At 70.4% G+C, this 16,460-nt stretch carries 14 protein-coding genes; all 14 read left to right on the forward strand.

What is annotated here, in order from left to right:
• Nucleotides 1–10 precede the first annotated feature (10 nt).
• The 14 genes from M4J07_RS01460 (at nt 11) to M4J07_RS01525 (ending at nt 16,325) form a co-directional block, all read left to right on the forward strand.
• Nucleotides 11–1,975 (forward strand): peptidoglycan D,D-transpeptidase FtsI family protein, encoded by a 1,965-nt coding sequence (locus tag M4J07_RS01460; RefSeq protein ID WP_255966398.1) that lies wholly within the window; start codon nt 11–13, stop codon nt 1,973–1,975.
• Between the two features lie 60 nt (nt 1,976–2,035).
• Nucleotides 2,036–3,691 (forward strand): UDP-N-acetylmuramoyl-L-alanyl-D-glutamate--2,6-diaminopimelate ligase, encoded by a 1,656-nt coding sequence (locus M4J07_RS01465; protein ID WP_255966138.1) that lies wholly within the window; start codon nt 2,036–2,038, stop codon nt 3,689–3,691.
• Between the two features lie 4 nt (nt 3,692–3,695).
• A complete protein-coding gene (locus tag M4J07_RS01470) occupies nt 3,696–5,099 on the forward strand; it encodes a UDP-N-acetylmuramoyl-tripeptide--D-alanyl-D-alanine ligase (protein ID WP_255966140.1) in 1,404 nt (467 codons plus the stop codon).
• On the forward strand, nt 5,096–6,169 hold the full coding sequence (gene mraY, locus M4J07_RS01475) for a phospho-N-acetylmuramoyl-pentapeptide-transferase (RefSeq protein WP_255966142.1): 1,074 nt from the start codon (nt 5,096–5,098) through the stop codon (nt 6,167–6,169). Before M4J07_RS01470 ends, mraY begins: the two co-directional genes overlap by 4 nt.
• On the forward strand, nt 6,151–7,584 hold the full coding sequence (gene murD, locus M4J07_RS01480) for a UDP-N-acetylmuramoyl-L-alanine--D-glutamate ligase (protein WP_255966144.1): 1,434 nt from the start codon (nt 6,151–6,153) through the stop codon (nt 7,582–7,584). The genes mraY and murD overlap by 19 nt, the downstream gene beginning before the upstream one ends.
• 97 nt (nt 7,585–7,681) lie before the next feature.
• Nucleotides 7,682–9,007 (forward strand): putative lipid II flippase FtsW, encoded by a 1,326-nt coding sequence (ftsW, locus tag M4J07_RS01485; protein WP_255966146.1) that lies wholly within the window; start codon nt 7,682–7,684, stop codon nt 9,005–9,007.
• A 6-nt stretch (nt 9,008–9,013) separates the two neighbouring features.
• The gene (gene murG, locus M4J07_RS01490; RefSeq protein ID WP_255966148.1) at nt 9,014–10,102 is read left to right on the forward strand and encodes an undecaprenyldiphospho-muramoylpentapeptide beta-N-acetylglucosaminyltransferase; all 1,089 of its coding nucleotides are present in this window, start codon (nt 9,014–9,016) and stop codon (nt 10,100–10,102) included.
• Between the two features lie 27 nt (nt 10,103–10,129).
• Nucleotides 10,130–10,942, forward strand: a complete 813-nt coding sequence (locus tag M4J07_RS01495; RefSeq protein WP_255966150.1) for a cell division protein FtsQ/DivIB — start codon at nt 10,130–10,132, stop codon at nt 10,940–10,942.
• 298 nt (nt 10,943–11,240) lie between these two features.
• Entirely contained in the window at nt 11,241–12,470 is a 1,230-nt protein-coding gene (gene ftsZ / locus M4J07_RS01500; RefSeq protein WP_255966153.1) for a cell division protein FtsZ, read from the forward strand.
• A 31-nt stretch (nt 12,471–12,501) separates the two neighbouring features.
• Complete coding sequence (pgeF, locus tag M4J07_RS01505) at nt 12,502–13,233, forward strand: peptidoglycan editing factor PgeF (protein ID WP_255966155.1); 732 nt, start codon at nt 12,502–12,504, stop codon at nt 13,231–13,233.
• A gap of 6 nt (nt 13,234–13,239) precedes the next feature.
• Nucleotides 13,240–13,986, forward strand: a complete 747-nt coding sequence (locus M4J07_RS01510; RefSeq protein ID WP_255966158.1) for a YggS family pyridoxal phosphate-dependent enzyme — start codon at nt 13,240–13,242, stop codon at nt 13,984–13,986.
• A gap of 126 nt (nt 13,987–14,112) precedes the next feature.
• Nucleotides 14,113–14,754, forward strand: a complete 642-nt coding sequence (locus M4J07_RS01515; protein WP_255966160.1) for a cell division protein SepF — start codon at nt 14,113–14,115, stop codon at nt 14,752–14,754.
• A 73-nt stretch (nt 14,755–14,827) separates the two neighbouring features.
• Nucleotides 14,828–15,112, forward strand: coding sequence for a YggT family protein (locus tag M4J07_RS01520; protein ID WP_033318070.1), 285 nt, complete (start codon nt 14,828–14,830; stop codon nt 15,110–15,112).
• Nucleotides 15,113–15,158: 46 nt separating this feature from the next.
• The gene (locus M4J07_RS01525) at nt 15,159–16,325 is read left to right on the forward strand and encodes a DivIVA domain-containing protein (protein WP_255966168.1); all 1,167 of its coding nucleotides are present in this window, start codon (nt 15,159–15,161) and stop codon (nt 16,323–16,325) included.
• Nucleotides 16,326–16,460: the final 135 nt, after the last annotated feature.

Here is a 16,460-nt window from a genome sequence, read left to right on the forward strand (position 1 = left end):
AGGTGACGCCATGACCGACAGGGTGCCCCCGCGACGCCGTGTGCCCGGCCCCGCGCGCCCCGCCAGAACCGGCAGGCCCGACGCCCAGCGGCGCCCGGCTCCCGGCGCGCGCCCCGCCGCACGGCGCCCGCGCCCCGCGCCGCCGAAGGCCTCCACCCCACTGCGCCTGGGCAGCCCGCGGCCCCGGCTGCGAATGGTGAGCCTGGGCCTCACGCTCGTCCTCATGGTCTTCGTCGTGCGGCTCTTCCAGGTGCAGGGTGTCGACGCGAGCGCGTACGCCGCGAAAGCCGAGCTGAATCGGTACGTCAGCCACACCATCGCCGCCGAGCGCGGCGGCATCACCGACCGCAGCGGCGTCGCCCTGGCGACCAGCGTGGACGCGTACGACATCACCGCCGACCCGACGATGTTCACCGAGAAGATCACCGAGGTGAAGGACGCGCCCGAGCAGGCCGCGGCGCTCCTCTCGCCGATCATCGGGGTCGACGCGGACACGGTGGCCAAGAAGCTCAGGACCAAGAAGACCCGGTACGTGCGGCTCGCCGCGCGGCAGACGCCGCAGGTCTGGAAGCAGATCAAGGACCTCAGGTCCACCCTGAACGACAAGGCCAACGCCGAGGGCCGCGAGGCCAGCGTGCTCTCCGGCGTCCTCGCCGACCCGAGCAGCAAGCGCGTGTACCCGAACGGCGACCTGGCCGCCGGGATACTGGGCTGGGTCAACGCCGACGGCAAGGGCGGCGGCGGGGTCGAGCAGCAGCTGAACAAGGACCTCGCCGGCAAGTCCGGAAAGATCCGCTACGCCCAGTCCGGTGGGCAGCAGGTGCCGACGGCGGGCAGCACCGAGCAGCCCGCGGTGGCCGGCTCCGACATCGAGCTGACCATCGACCGCGACATCCAGTGGGCCGCGCAGAACGCGATCAGCGAGCAGGTCAGGAAGTCCGGCGCCGACCGCGGCTACGTGATGGTGCAGGACACGCAGACCGGCGAGGTCCTGGCCATGGCGAACGCGCCCGGCTTCGACCCGAACGACCTGTCGCAGGCCAATGCCGCGGCCCTGGGCAACGCCGCGCTCCAGGACGCCTACGAGCCCGGCTCCACCGCCAAGGTCATGTCGATGGCGGCGGTCCTGGAGGAGAACGCGGCCACGCCGATGACCCATGTCACCGTGCCCAACCGGCTGCACCGCGGCGACCGGCTCTTCCAGGACGACATCGACCACAAGACCTGGCACCTCACGCTCAACGGCGTGCTCGCCAAGTCCAGCAACATCGGCACCATCCTGGCGACGGGACAGCTCGGGAAGACGCAGCCGGAGGCCAACCGGACCCTGGCCTCCTACCTGCGCAAGTTCGGCATCGGCAAGCAGAGCGGCCTCGGCTTCCCCGGGGAGACCGCGGGCATCCTCGCGGCCCCCGACACCTGGTCGACGTCGCAGCAGTACACGATCCCGTTCGGGCAGGGCTTCTCCATCAACGCCATGCAGGCGGCCTCCGTGTACTCGACCATCGCCAACGGGGGCGTCCGGATCGAGCCGACGCTGGTGCGCGGCACCACGGGCCCCGACGGCAAGTTCACGCCCGCGCCCAAGCCCAAGCAGACCCGGGTCGTCAGCGAGAAGACGGCGAAGACCGTCGCGCAGATGCTGGAGTCCGTGGTCGACGACGAGGAGGGCACCGGCACGAAGGCCCGGATCCCGGGCTACCGCGTCGCCGGCAAGACGGGCACGGCCAACCGCGTGGATCCGGCCACCGGCCGCTACAAGGGGTACACGTCGTCCTTCGCCGGGTTCGCGCCCGCCGACAAGCCGCGCATCACCGTCTACTGCGCCATCCAGAACGCCACGAAGGGGAGCTATTTCGGCGGCCAGATCTGCGGCCCCATCTACAAGCAGGTCATGGAGTTCGCCCTGAAGACCCTTCAAGTGCCGCCCACCGGCGCCGAGCCCGCGCGGCTGCCCGTCTATTTCCAGCCGTGACGGTCGTGACGCACGTGATCATGATCATCCGCACACAGTGACGACACCTTTGAAGAGCTCGTGACAACCATCACCCCCGATCCAGGGAACCAGCCCGCGCCACGCCCCTCGCTTCGCCCAGGGCGGGGTGCGCCCGGTACGCTCACCGCCGTGCCACACGCTGATCAGTCCCAAACCACCCAGAAGGGCGCACCCGTGACATATCCCGGGCCGCCGCGGCCGGTCGAGGTCTCCGCCACACCCCTCGCGGAGCTGGCCGATCAGCTGGGTGTCCCGACACCCGCGACGGCCACGGACGTCACCGGCATCACCCATGACTCCCGTGCCGTGCGCCCCGGTGACCTGTACGCCGCGCTGCCCGGCGCCCGCGCGCACGGCGCCGACTTCGCGGCGCAGGCCGCGACGCTCGGCGCGGTCGCCGCGCTGACCGACCCGGCAGGCGCCGAACGCGTCGCGGCCGCCGGACTCGTACCGCTGGTCGTGGAGAACCCGCGCGGCCGCATGGGCGAGTTGGCCGCCACCATCTACGGCCGGCCCGGCAAGGACCTGCTGCAGCTCGGCATCACCGGCACGTCCGGCAAGACCACCACCGCGTACCTCGTCGAGGGCGGTCTGAAGTCGGTCCGCAGCACCGGCCTGATCGGCACGGTCGAGATGCGCATCGGCGACGAGCGCATCAAGTCCGAGCGGACCACCCCCGAAGCCACCGACCTCCAGGCGCTGTTCGCGGTCATGCGCGAGCGCGGCGTGGAGGCCGTCGCCATGGAGGTCTCCAGCCACGCCCTCGTGCTCGGCCGGGTCGACGGCTGCGTCTTCGACGTCGCCGTCTTCAACAACCTCAGCCCGGAGCACATGGAGTTCCACTCCGACATGGAGGACTACTTCCGGGCGAAGGCGCAGCTGTTCACCAAGGCGCGCAGCAAACAGGGCGTGGTGAACTTCGACGACGAGTACGGCCGTCGGCTCGTCGACGAGAGCGAGGTCCCGGTCGTCACCTTCTCGGCCGAGGGCCACCCGGACGCCGACTGGCGCGCCGAGGGCGTCGAAGTCGGGCCGCTGGGCTCGACGTTGACCGTCGTCGGCCCCGAGGGCGAGCGGATCAGCGCCCGCGCGCCGCTGCCGGGCCCCTTCAACGTCGCGAACACCCTCGCCGCGATCGTCACCCTCGCCGTCGCCGGGATCGACCCGCAGACCGCGGCGGACGGCGTCGCCGCCGTGCCCGGTGTGCCGGGCCGCCTGGAGCGCGTCGACGTCGGCCAGAAGTACCTCGCCGTCGTCGACTACGCGCACAAGACCGACGCCGTCGAGTCCGTGCTCAAGGCGCTGCGCAAGGTCACCGAGAACAAGCTGCACATCGTGCTCGGCTGCGGCGGGGACCGGGACAGGACCAAGCGGATGCCGATGGGCGCCGCGGCCGCGCGGTTCGCCGACACGGCCATCCTCACCTCCGACAACCCCCGCTCCGAGGATCCCCTCGCGATCCTCGCCACCATGCTGGCGGGCGCCGCCGACGTCCCGGCGCACGAGCGGGGCGACGTCGCCGTCTTCGAGGACCGGGCCGCGGCCATCGCCGCCGCCGTCGCGCGCGCCGAGCCCGGCGACACGGTGCTCGTCGCGGGCAAGGGCCATGAGCAGGGCCAGGACATCGCCGGGGTGGTGCGTCCCTTCGACGACCGCCTGGTGCTTCGCGAAGCCATCGAGCAAACCCAGGGATGAAGTTGTGATCGCCCTCTCCCTCGCCGAGATCGCCTCAGTCGTCGGCGGGCAGACGTACGACATACCGGATGAACAGGCCCGGGTCACCGGGCCGGTCGTCATCGACTCGCGCAAGGTCGAGGCGGGAAGCCTGTTCGCCGCGTTCGCGGGCGAGCGCGTGGACGGCCACGACTACGCCGCCGACGTGATCGCCGCGGGCGCCGTCGCCGTGCTGGCCGCCCGCCCGGTCGGGGTGCCCGCCATCGTCGTCGAGGACGTGCAGGCCGCGCTCGGTGCGCTGGCCCGGCACGTCGTCGCCCGGCTCGGCGCCACGCTCGTCGCGCTGACCGGCTCGGCGGGCAAGACCAGCACGAAGGACCTGATCGCCCAGGTGCTGCGGCGCAGCGCCCCGACGATCTTCACGCCGGGCTCGTTCAACAACGAGATCGGGCTGCCGCTGACCGCCCTGTCCGCCACCGACGAGACGAAGTTCCTCGTCCTGGAGATGGGCGCGCGCGGCAAGGGCCACATCAGGTACCTGACGGGCCTCACGCCCCCGAAGGTCGGTCTCGTCCTGAACGTCGGCACCGCGCACATCGGCGAGTTCGGCGGCCGCGAGCAGATCGCCGAGGCGAAGGGCGAGCTCGTCGAGGCCCTGCCCGCCGACGGCACCGCGATCCTCAATGCGGACGATCCGCTCGTACGGGCCATGTCCTCCCGCACGAAGGCGAAGGTGCTGCTCTTCGGAGAGGCCGCCGAAGCCGACGTACGTGCCGAGAATGTCCGGCTCACGGAGAACGGACAGCCCGCCTTCAGCCTTCACACACCCACCGGGTGCAGCGAAGTGACCTTGCGCCTGTACGGTGAGCACCACGTGTCGAACGCGCTCGCCGCGGCCGCCGTCGCCCATGACCTTGGCATGTCCGTGGAGGAGATCGCCCTCGCGCTCTCCGAGGCGGGCACCCTGTCCCGCTGGCGCATGGAGGTCACCGAGCGCTCGGACGGCGTCACGATCGTCAACGACGCCTACAACGCGAACCCCGAGTCCATGCGAGCCGCCCTGCGCGCGCTCGTGGCCATGGGCAGGGGGCGCCGTACGTGGGCGGTGCTCGGGCACATGGCCGAGCTCGGTGACGAATCGCTGGCCGAGCACGACGCGGTCGGACGGCTCGCCGTCCGGCTCAACGTCAGCAAGCTCGTGGCAGTCGGGGGCAGGGAAGCGTCCTGGTTGCAACTGGGCGCCTATAACGAGGGTTCGTGGGGTGAGGAGTCGGTGCACGTGTCCGACGCACAGGCGGCGGTCGACCTGTTGCGCAGTGAGCTGCGCCCGGGTGACGTCGTGCTCGTGAAGGCCTCCAGGTCGGTGGGCCTGGAGAGCGTGGCACAGGCGCTGCTCGAGGGCTTCGAGAGCGGGGTCGATGCCCGATGATGAAGCAGATCCTCTTCGCGGGCGTCATCGGGCTGTTCCTGACCCTGGTCGGAACGCCCCTGCTCATCAAGCTGCTGGCCCGCAAGGGCTACGGCCAGTACATCCGTGACGACGGCCCGCGCGAGCACCACGCCAAGCGCGGTACGCCGACGATGGGTGGCATCGCCTTCATCCTGGCGACCCTCATCGCGTACTTCCTCAGCAAGCTGATCACCGGCGCGGCGCCGACCCTGTCGGGTCTGCTCGTGCTCGGCCTGATGGCGGGCATGGGTCTGGTCGGCTTCCTCGACGACTACATCAAGATCGTCAAGCGCCGTTCGCTCGGTCTGCGGGCCAAGGCGAAGATGGCCGGCCAGCTCACCGTCGGCATCGCCTTCGCGGTGCTCTCGCTGCAGTTCGCGGACGCCCGCGGCCAGACCCCGGCCTCCACCCGGCTCTCCTTCGTGGAGGACTTCGGCTGGACGATCGGCCCGGTGCTGTTCTGCGTCTGGGCGCTGTTCATGATCCTCGCGATGTCGAACGGCGTGAACCTGACCGACGGCCTCGACGGCCTCGCCACCGGCGCCTCCGTGATGGTCTTCGGCGCGTACACCTTCATCGGTGTCTGGCAGTTCCAGGAGTCCTGCGCCAACGCGCAGACCCTGACCAACCCGGGCGCGTGTTTCGAGGTCAGAGACCCGCTCGACCTGGCCGTCGTCGCATCGGCGCTGATGGGTGCCTGCTTCGGCTTCCTGTGGTGGAACACCTCGCCCGCCAAGATCTTCATGGGTGACACGGGCTCGCTCGCCCTCGGCGGCGCCCTCGCCGGCCTCGCGATCTGCTCCCGCACGGAGCTGCTCCTCGCGCTCCTCGGCGGCCTGTTCGTGCTCATCACGATGTCCGTCGTCATCCAGGTCGGCTCCTTCCGGATGACCGGGAAGCGCGTCTTCCGGATGGCGCCGTTGCAGCACCACTTCGAACTCAAGGGGTGGTCCGAAGTCCTTGTCGTGGTCCGGTTCTGGATCATCCAGGGCATGTGCGTGATCGTCGGACTCGGCCTCTTCTACGCAGGATGGGCAGCCAAGAAGTGACCTCCACCTGGCAGGGGTTGAACATCACCGTCGCCGGTCTCGGCGTGAGCGGCCTCAGCGCCGCCCGCGCCCTGGCCGGCCTCGGCGCGTCCGTCACCGTCGTGGACGGCGGCGACAGCGCGGCGCACCGCGAAAAGGCGGCCCTTCTTAAAGAAGAGGGGATCGCCGTCCGTCTCGCGGACGCGGCCACCCTGCCGGAGGGCACGGACCTGGTCGTCACGTCGCCGGGCTGGAAGCCCTCGTCCCCGCTCTTCGAGGCGGCCCGCGAGGCCGGCGTCGACGTCGTCGGCGACGTCGAGATCGCCTGGCGGCTGCGCGGCCCGGACGCCGCGCCCTGGCTCGCCATCACCGGCACCAACGGCAAGACCACGACGACGCAGATGCTCGCGTCGATCCTGAAGGCAGCGGGCCTGCGCACGGCCGCCGTCGGCAACATCGGCACGCCGATCGTCGACGTCGTCCTCGAAGGCGACGACGCCTACGACGTGTTCGCCGTCGAGCTCTCCTCGTACCAGCTGCACTGGGCGCCCTCGCTGCGCGCCCACTCCGGCGCCGTCCTGAACCTCGCGCCCGACCACCTCGACTGGCACGGCTCCATGGAGGCGTACGCCGCCGACAAGGGCCGCATCTACGAGGGCAACCAGGTCGCCTGCGTCTACAACGTCGCGGACAAGGCCACCGAGGACCTGGTCGTCGAGGCCGACGTCGAGGAGGGCTGCCGCGCCATCGGCTTCACCCTCGGCACGCCCGGCCCCTCCGAACTCGGCGTCGTCGACGGCATCCTGGTCGACCGCGCCTTCGTCGAGAACCGGCAGAAGAACGCGCAGGAGCTCGCCGAGGTCTCCGACGTCGACCCGCCGGCCCCGCACAACATCGCCAACGCCCTCGCCGCCGCCGCCCTCGCCCGCGCCTTCGGCGTCGAGCCCCAGGCCGTACGCGACGGACTGCGCAACTTCCGGCCCGACGCGCACCGCATCGCGCACGTCGCCGACGTGGCCGGGGTCGCGTACATCGACGACTCCAAGGCCACCAACACCCATGCCGCACAAGCCTCGTTGGCGGCTTATGAGTCGATCGTGTGGATCGCGGGCGGTCTGGCCAAGGGCGCGACCTTCGACGAGCTGGTCACGGGTGCCGCGAAGCGGCTGCGGGGCGTCGTCCTCATCGGCGCGGACCGTGGCCTGATCCGTGAGGCCCTGGAACGACACGCGCCGGAAGTCCCCGTCGTCGACCTCGACCGGACCGACACTGGGTCGATGTCCGCGGCGGTCCAGGAGGCGGCGCGGCTCGCCCGCCCGGGGGACACCGTGCTGATGGCCCCGGCCTGCGCGTCGATGGACATGTTCACCAACTACAACGAGCGTGGCGAGGCGTTCGCGGCAGCGGTCCGCGAACTCGGCGCCACCAGCGTCTGAGGGGACCCGTGCGGGTGCCCGGTGACGCCGGGCACCCTGGGAGGGGACGTGGCAGCGCAACAGGTACAGACGTACGGCTCACCGTCGGGGAGCGGCAATGGCCGGTAGCAGTGCCCGCACCACCAAGCGCCCCACCGCACCGCCCCGGAAGACCAGCAGGGTCTACCGGGCGCGCGCCAACCCCGTACGCCGCCTGTACGCGCAGGCCCGGCGCGCCTGGGACCGGCCGCTCACCGCGTACTACCTGATCCTCGGCGCCGCACTGCTGCTCACGGTGCTGGGCCTGGTGATGGTCTACTCCGCGTCGATGATCACGGCCCTGCAGATGGGCCTGTCCAGCTCGTACTTCTTCCGCAAGCAGTTCGTCGCCGCCGTCATCGGCACGATCCTGCTGCTGCTCGCGATGCGCATGCCGGTCAAGCTGCACCGCGCCCTCGCCTACCCGATCCTCGCCGTCAGCGTCTTCCTCATGGTCCTCGTGCAGGTGCCGGGGATAGGAGTGTCGATCAACGGCAACCAGAACTGGATCTCGCTCGGCGGCCCCTTCATGCTGCAGCCCAGCGAGTTCGGGAAGCTGGCGCTGATCCTGTGGGGCGCCGACCTGCTGGCGCGCAAGCACGACAAGCGGCTGCTGACCCAGTGGAAGCACATGCTGGTACCGCTCGTCCCGGTCGCCTTCCTGCTGCTCGGCCTGATCATGCTCGGCGGCGACATGGGCACCGCGATCCTGCTGACGGCCATCCTTTTCGGCCTTCTGTGGCTGGCCGGAGCGCCCACCCGGCTCTTCGTCGGGGTGCTCTCCGTCGCGACCGCGATCGGCATCATGCTGATCAAGACCAGCCCGAACCGGATGGCACGCCTGGCCTGCCTGGGCCGTGCCGACGCCGGGCCCGACGACATGTGCTGGCAGGGACTGCACGGGATCTACGCCCTGGCCTCCGGCGGACTCTTCGGTTCCGGCCTGGGGGCGAGTGTGGAAAAATGGGGTCAACTTCCCGAAGCGCACACCGACTTCATCTTCGCCATCACCGGTGAGGAACTGGGCCTGGCGGGGACGCTGTCGGTGCTCGCCCTGTTCGCGGCTCTAGGCTATGCGGGTATCCGCGTGGCCGGACGCACGGAGGACCCCTTCGTTCGATACGCCGCGGGTGGCGTGACGACCTGGATCACGGCGCAGGCCGTGGTCAACATCGGTGCGGTGCTCGGCCTGCTGCCGATCGCCGGCGTCCCGCTCCCGCTGTTCTCGTACGGAGGCTCCGCGCTGCTGCCGACCATGTTCGCCGTGGGGCTCCTGATCGCGTTCGCGCGGGACGAACCGGCGGCGCGGGCGGCCCTCGCCATGCGGCGAACCACGGGGGAGCGCGGGATGAGATGGAACACGATGCGACGGCGCGCCTCGGCGCGTACGTCCGGAGAGCGGTGAATTTCGGTGCATGTCGTACTCGCCGGTGGGGGGACCGCCGGCCACATCGAGCCGGCGCTCGCCCTCGCGGACGCCCTGCGCAGGCAGGACCCGACCGTGGGGATCACGGCGCTCGGCACGGAGCGCGGCCTGGAGACCCGTCTGGTCCCGGAGCGCGGCTACGACCTGGCGCTGATCCCCGCCGTACCGCTGCCGCGCAAGCCCACCCCTGAGCTGATCACCGTCCCCGGGCGGCTGCGCGGCACCATCAAGGCCGCCGAGCAGATCCTGGAGCGCACCAAGGCGGACTGCGTCGTCGGTTTCGGCGGGTACGTGGCCCTGCCCGGCTATCTCGCCGCCAAGCGCGCGGGCGTCCCGATCGTGGTGCACGAGGCCAACGCCCGTCCGGGCCTGGCCAACAAGATCGGTTCGCGGTACGCCGCCGGCGTCGCCGTCTCCACCCCGGACAGCAAGCTGCGCGGGGCCCGCTACATCGGCATCCCGCTGCGCCGCACCATCGCCATGCTGGACCGGGCCGCGGTGCGCCCCGAGGCCCGCGCCGCGTTCGGCCTCGACCCGAACCTGCCGACGCTGCTGGTCTCCGGCGGCTCGCAGGGCGCCCGGCACCTGAACGAGGTCGTGCAGCGCGTCGCACCGCTCCTCCAGCAGTCCGGCATCCAGATCCTGCACGTGGTCGGCCCGAAGAACGAACTGCCGCAGGTTCAGCAGATGCCGGGGATGCCCCCGTACATCCCGGTACCGTACGTGGACCGGATGGACCTCGCGTACGCCGCGGCCGACATGATGCTCTGCCGCGCGGGCGCGATGACCGTCGCCGAACTCTCCGCCGTCGGGCTCCCGGCCGCCTACGTCCCGCTGCCCATCGGCAACGGCGAACAGCGGCTCAACGCCCAGCCGGTGGTCAAGGCCGGCGGCGGCCTGCTGGTCGACGACGCGGAGCTGAGCCCCGAGTGGGTCCAGGGCAATGTCCTGCCCGTGCTCGCCGACCCGCACCGGCTGTACGAGATGTCCCGCGCCGCCTCGGAGTTCGGCCGCAGGGACGCCGACGACCTGCTCGTCGGAATGGTGTACGAGGCGATCAACTCACGCCACTAGGCGCGTACGACACGGAGGCAGGGGAGCGTGGCCGGAGCGACCACCGCGGACCGCGGCGAACGAGACGAGGCCGAGGCGTCCGCATCCGGCCCGCCCCCTGCACCCCGCCGGCCGCGCCTGCCGGGCGTACGGACCCTGGTCGTGACCGGGGTGCTGCTCGTCCTGATCGGCGCGGGCGGCACCTGGCTCCTGTACGGATCGCAGTGGCTGCGCGTCGAGCGCGTCACGATCTCCGGGACGGACGTCCTGACGCCCGCACAGGTGCGTGACGCGGCCGCCGTCCCGGTCGGCTCCCCGTTGATTTCCGTCGACACGGGTGCCATTGAGGACCGCTTGCGGCGGAAATTGCCCCGAATCGACTCGATTGACGTCGTGCGCTCCTGGCCGCACGGAATCGGGTTGAAAGTGACGGAGCGCAAGCCGGTCCTGATTGTCGAAGACGACCGAAATTCGGGCAAGTTCGTCGAAGTCGACCATGGCGGCGTTCGTTTTGCGACGGTCGACAGGGCACCGAAGGGCGTTCCCCGGCTGGAATTGACACCGGACGAGTCGGGCGCGGGCGCGAGTCTGCGACGCTTCGGACCCGACCGGCTCGTGCGGGAGGCGGTGCGCGTCGCCGGGCAGCTCCCGGCTGCGGTCGCCCGCGACACCCGTACCGTCAAGGTCCGTTCGTACGACGACATCGCACTGGGGCTCACGGGAGGACGCACCGTCGCATGGGGAAGTGCCGAGAAGGGGGCCGCGAAGGCGCACTCTCTCGCGGTACTCATGAAAGCCGCCCCGAAGGCCCGGCACTTCGACGTGAGTGTTCCCACCGCCCCTGCGTCAGCGGGGAGTTGACGCACATCAGCGCAGGCCAGCACCCTGGTTGGGCAGCGCTACGGCTGATCACATAGGGTGAAAAGAAAAACGGGAGGTTCGGCGTGTTCGTTGAACGGGCGCCACTTGTCGACTTAGTGTCAGGTTCGGAAGAGTCCAGGGAACAGACACACTGGTAACCCTAAACTTCAGCGTTAGGGTTCGGGTCGGCAGTCGACTAGTAGTCAACTAGTAGTCCGGACCGCCCCAATTCGGCATCAGTCGTCGCACCGTAGAACGCGAGGCGGCGACACGTAACTCGAGGCGAGAGGCCTTCGACGTGGCAGCACCGCAGAACTACCTCGCAGTCATCAAAGTCATCGGTGTCGGCGGCGGTGGTGTCAATGCCATCAACCGGATGATCGAGGTCGGTCTCAAGGGCGTCGAGTTCATCGCCATCAACACCGACGCGCAAGCCCTGTTGATGAGCGACGCGGACGTCAAGCTCGACGTCGGCCGTGAACTCACCCGCGGACTCGGCGCCGGAGCCAATCCGGCCGTCGGACGCAAGGCGGCCGAGGACCACCGCGAGGAGATCGAGGAGGTCCTCAAGGGGGCCGACATGGTCTTCGTCACCGCCGGTGAAGGTGGCGGCACGGGCACCGGCGGCGCACCCGTCGTGGCCAACATCGCGCGCTCGCTCGGCGCCCTGACGATCGGCGTGGTCACCCGCCCGTTCACCTTCGAGGGACGGCGCCGGGCCAACCAGGCGGAGGACGGCATCGCCGAGCTCCGCGAAGAGGTCGACACCCTCATCGTCATCCCGAACGACCGGCTCCTGTCCATCTCGGACCGGCAGGTCTCCGTCCTCGACGCCTTCAAGTCGGCGGACCAGGTCCTGCTCTCCGGTGTCCAGGGCATCACCGACCTCATCACCACCCCCGGCCTCATCAACCTCGACTTCGCGGACGTCAAGTCCGTGATGTCCGAGGCGGGTTCGGCCCTCATGGGCATCGGCTCCGCCCGCGGCGACGACCGCGCGGTGGCCGCCGCGGAGATGGCGATCTCCTCGCCGCTCCTGGAGGCGTCCATCGACGGCGCCCGCGGCGTGCTGCTCTCCATCTCCGGCGGCTCGGACCTCGGTCTCTTCGAGATCAACGAGGCGGCGCAGCTGGTCAGCGAGGCGGCGCACCCCGAGGCGAACATCATCTTCGGCGCCGTCATCGACGACGCCCTGGGCGACGAGGTGCGGGTCACCGTGATCGCCGCCGGGTTCGACGGCGGACAGCCGCCGGCCAAGCGGGAGAACGTGATCGGCTCGTCCGCGCCGGCCAAACGCGAGGACCCGGCGGCAGCCGCTCGCGCGGCGTCGGCCCCCGAGCCCTCGCGCCCGACCTTCGGCAGCCTCGGCAGCGTCACGCCGCGCGAGGAGCCCAAGCCGGAGCCGGTCGAGGCGCCCGCGCCGGTGAACGAGGCCCCCGTCGCCCCGGTCAGCCCGCCCCACGTCCCGCGGCCGTCCTACCCGGACAGCCAGGCCGAGGAGCTGGACGTTCCGGACTTCCTGAAGTGACGTTCCTGGGCCTGATGGGAACGTCACCGAAGTGATAGGACAGCGCGACAGCGCGAGCGGCGCCCACTTCGCCTTCACCGACCGGTGGGGCGGGGTGAGCGCCGCTCCGTACGAGGAGCTCAATCTCGGCGGCGCGGTCGGCGACGACCCCGAGGCCGTGCTCCGCAACCGGGAGCTGGCCGCCGGGGCGCTCGGCCTCGAACCGTCCCGGGTCGTCTGGATGAACCAGGTGCACGGCCCGGACGTCGAGGTGGTGGACGGGCCCTGGGCCACGGACGCCGACGTTCCGTGCGTCGACGCGATCGTCACGACGCGGCGCGGGCTCGCCCTCGCCGTGCTCACCGCGGACTGCACCCCCGTCCTGCTGGCCGACCCGGTCGCCGGAGTCGTTGCCGCCGCACACGCGGGGCGCCCCGGCATGGTCGCCGGTGTCGTCCCCGCCGCGGTCGCGGCGATGGTGAAGCTCGGTGCGGACCCGGCCCGGATCGTGGCCCGCACCGGACCCGCGGTCTGCGGACGGTGCTACGAAGTCCCGGCGCAGATGCGAGCGGAGGTCGCCGCGGCCGAGCCGGCGGCGTACGCCGAGACCAGTTGGGGCACTCCGGCCGTCGACGTGACCGCCGGTGTGCACGCGCAACTCCAGCGTCTCGGGGTGCGCGACCGGCAGCAGTCGCCGGTGTGCACCCTGGAGTCGCACGACCACTTCTCGTACCGCCGCGACAAGGCCACGGGCCGGCTCGCGGGCTATGTCTGGCTGGACTGATACGACATGACGGACACTCGGCACCTTTCGGGGCGCAAGGAAGAACTCGCCGCGAACCTGGCGGCGTTGGAGGAACGTATCTCCGCCGCCTGTGCGGCAGCCGGACGCAAGCGCGACGACGTGACCCTGATCGTGGTCACCAAGACGTACCCCGCGAGCGATGTGCGGATCCTGTCCGGACTCGGTGTGCGGCACGTGGCGGAGAACCGCGACCAGGACGCCGCACCCAAGGCCGCCGCCTGTGCGGATCTGCCGCTCACCTGGCACTTCGTCGGCCAGTTGCAGACCAACAAGGTCCGTTCCGTGGTGAGTTATGCCGATGTCGTGCAGTCCGTGGACCGGGCGAAGCTCGTCACGGCGCTCTCCAGGGACGCGGTGCGGGCCGAGCGCGAGCTGGGGTGTCTGATCCAGGTCGCGCTCGACGCGGACGAAGGCGAGGGTGCCGGCCGGGGCGAGCGCGGTGGCGTGGGCGTGGGCGGCGTCGAGGAGTTGGCGGCGCGCGTGGCTGAGGCGCCGGGACTGCGGCTCGACGGACTGATGACCGTCGCGCCGCTCACCGGGGCCTTCGCGGGGCGGCAACAGGCGGCGTTCGAGCGGCTCATGGATTTGTCGACTGTCCTGCGCGCGGCCCATCCGGCTGCGAACATGGTCTCGGCAGGGATGAGTTCGGACCTCGAACAGGCCGTGGCGGCCGGAGCGACACATGTGCGCGTCGGTACGGCGGTACTCGGAGTCCGACCCAGGCTCGGGTAACGTCGCCAAGAAGTCGGACCACAGCAGAAAATATGGTCATTCTCGCTGATGGGCGGGGAGATCACGTGGATCGCGGGCACTTTGGTTGACGTCAGCCGATCCACCACAGAGCGGAGGACTCAGAGCATGGCCGGCGCGATGCGCAAGATGGCGGTCTACCTCGGCCTCGTGGAGGACGATGGGTACGACGGCCGGGGGTTCGACCCCGACGACGACTTCGAACCCGAGCTGGATCCGGAGCCCGAGCGTGACCGTCGACGGCACGAACCGTCGCATCAGTCACACAATTCCCGCGCGGTGGAAGCGGACGAATCGGTACGAGTGGTACAGCCTCCCGCGCCCCGCGAGCCGGTGCGGCAGGCAGCTTCGCTCGCCGCTGAATCCGGACGTCCGGCGCGAATCGCCCCCGTGGCATCCATCACACCTGAACGTCAGAGCCTGGAGAAGAACGCACCGGTGATCATGCCCAAGGTTGTGTCCGAGCGGGAGCCGTACCGCATCACCACGTTGCACCCCCGGACCTACAACGAGGCCCGTACCATCGGGGAACACTTCCGTGAGGGCACTCCGGTGATCATGAATCTGACGGAGATGGACGACACCGACGCGAAGCGACTTGTCGACTTTGCCGCCGGTCTCGTCTTCGGTCTGCACGGGAGCATCGAGCGGGTGACTCAGAAGGTGTTCCTGTTGTCGCCTGCTAACGTCGATGTCACGGCGGAGGACAAGGCCCGCATCGCAGAGGGCGGGTTCTTCAACCAGAGCTGAGACGCAGCACTAGTTCGACGACTAGCTAACTAGTCACGAGGCACGAGACACAGGGGAGAGGGAACCACCGATCATGAGCGTGGTTTTGGATGTGGTCTACATCGCGCTGATGTGTTTCCTCATCGTGCTGATCTTCCGGCTGGTCATGGACTATGTCTTCCAGTTCGCCCGCTCGTGGCAACCCGGCAAGGCGATGGTGGTCGTTCTGGAGGCCACCTACACTGTCACTGATCCACCGCTCAAGCTTCTGCGGCGGTTCATCCCGCCGCTGCGTCTCGGGGGCGTGGCGCTCGACCTGTCCTTCTTCGTACTGATGATCATCGTCTACATCCTGATCTCCGTCGTGAGCCGGCTGTGAACGATACGGTCTTGCCGAATGCCGACGACAACGTTGAGGTGAAGAGATGCCGTTGACCCCCGAGGACGTGCGGAACAAGCAGTTCACGACCGTCCGCCTCCGAGAAGGCTATGACGAGGACGAGGTCGATGCCTTCCTCGATGAGGTCGAAGCCGAACTGACCCGCCTGCTCCGCGAGAACGAGGACCTGCGCGCCAAGCTGGCCGCGGCCACCCGTGCCGCCGCTCAGAACCAGCAGCAGGGCGGCATGCGCAAGGGCCCCGGCCCCGGTGGCCCCGAGGGCCCGGGCGGTCCGCAGGACCAGCAGGGACCCCCGCAGGGCATGCGCGGTCCCGGCGCCCCGGTGCCCGCCGGCATATCGGGCCCGCCGCAGCAGCAGATGGGCGGCCCCATGGGCGGTCCGCCGCAGCTGCCGAGCGGTGCTCCGCAGCTTCCGGCCGGTCCCAGCGGCCACGGCCCGCAGGGTCCGGGTCCGCAGGGTCCCGGTCCGATGGGCCCCGGTCCGATGGGCCAGGGTCCGGGTCCGATGCAGGGCCAGCTCGGCGGTCCCATGGGTGGCCCCATGGGCGGCCACGGTGGTCCTCCGCAGATGCAGCAGCCCGGTCAGGGCCCCGGTGGCGACAGCGCCGCCCGTGTCCTCTCGCTGGCCCAGCAGACCGCCGACCAGGCGATCGCCGAGGCCCGCTCCGAGGCGAACAAGATCGTCGGCGAGGCCCGCAGCCGCGCCGAGGGTCTCGAGCGCGACGCCCGTGCCAAGGCCGACGCCCTGGAGCGGGACGCGCAGGAGAAGCACCGCGTCGCGATGGGCTCCCTGGAGTCCGCCCGCGCCACGCTGGAGCGCAAGGTCGAGGACCTGCGCGGCTTCGAGCGCGAGTACCGCACGCGTCTGAAGTCGTACCTGGAGTCGCAGCTGCGCCAGCTGGAGACCCAGGCCGACGACTCGCTGGCTCCGCCGCGTACCCCGGCCGCCGCGTCGCTGCCGCCGTCCCCGGCGCCTTCGATGGCTCCGGCCGGTGCGGGTGCCCCGTCCTACGGTGGCAACCAGACCATGGGTGGCAACCCGCAGCAGGGCGGTCCGTCCTACGGCGCCCAGCAGCAGATGTCGCCCGCGATGACGCAGCCGATGGCTCCGGTGCGGCCGCAGGGCCCGCAGCCGATGGGGCAGGCTCCGTCGCCGATGCGCGGTTTCCTCATCGACGAGGACGACAACTAAGCGGCGCCCCGCGCGCCTGAGAAAGGCGTCGGCGTTCATTCAGGCCTTGGCCCGGATCGTTTCTGCGATCCGGGCCAAGGCCTTTTGCGTGCCGGTATTCGGTGGAGGCGGGAGGCGGCCGGCCGATAGCGTGCG

Origin of the sequence: Streptomyces longispororuber (assembly GCF_024448165.1) — a bacterium.
Classification (GTDB): Bacteria; Actinomycetota; Actinomycetes; order Streptomycetales; family Streptomycetaceae; genus Streptomyces; species Streptomyces longispororuber_A.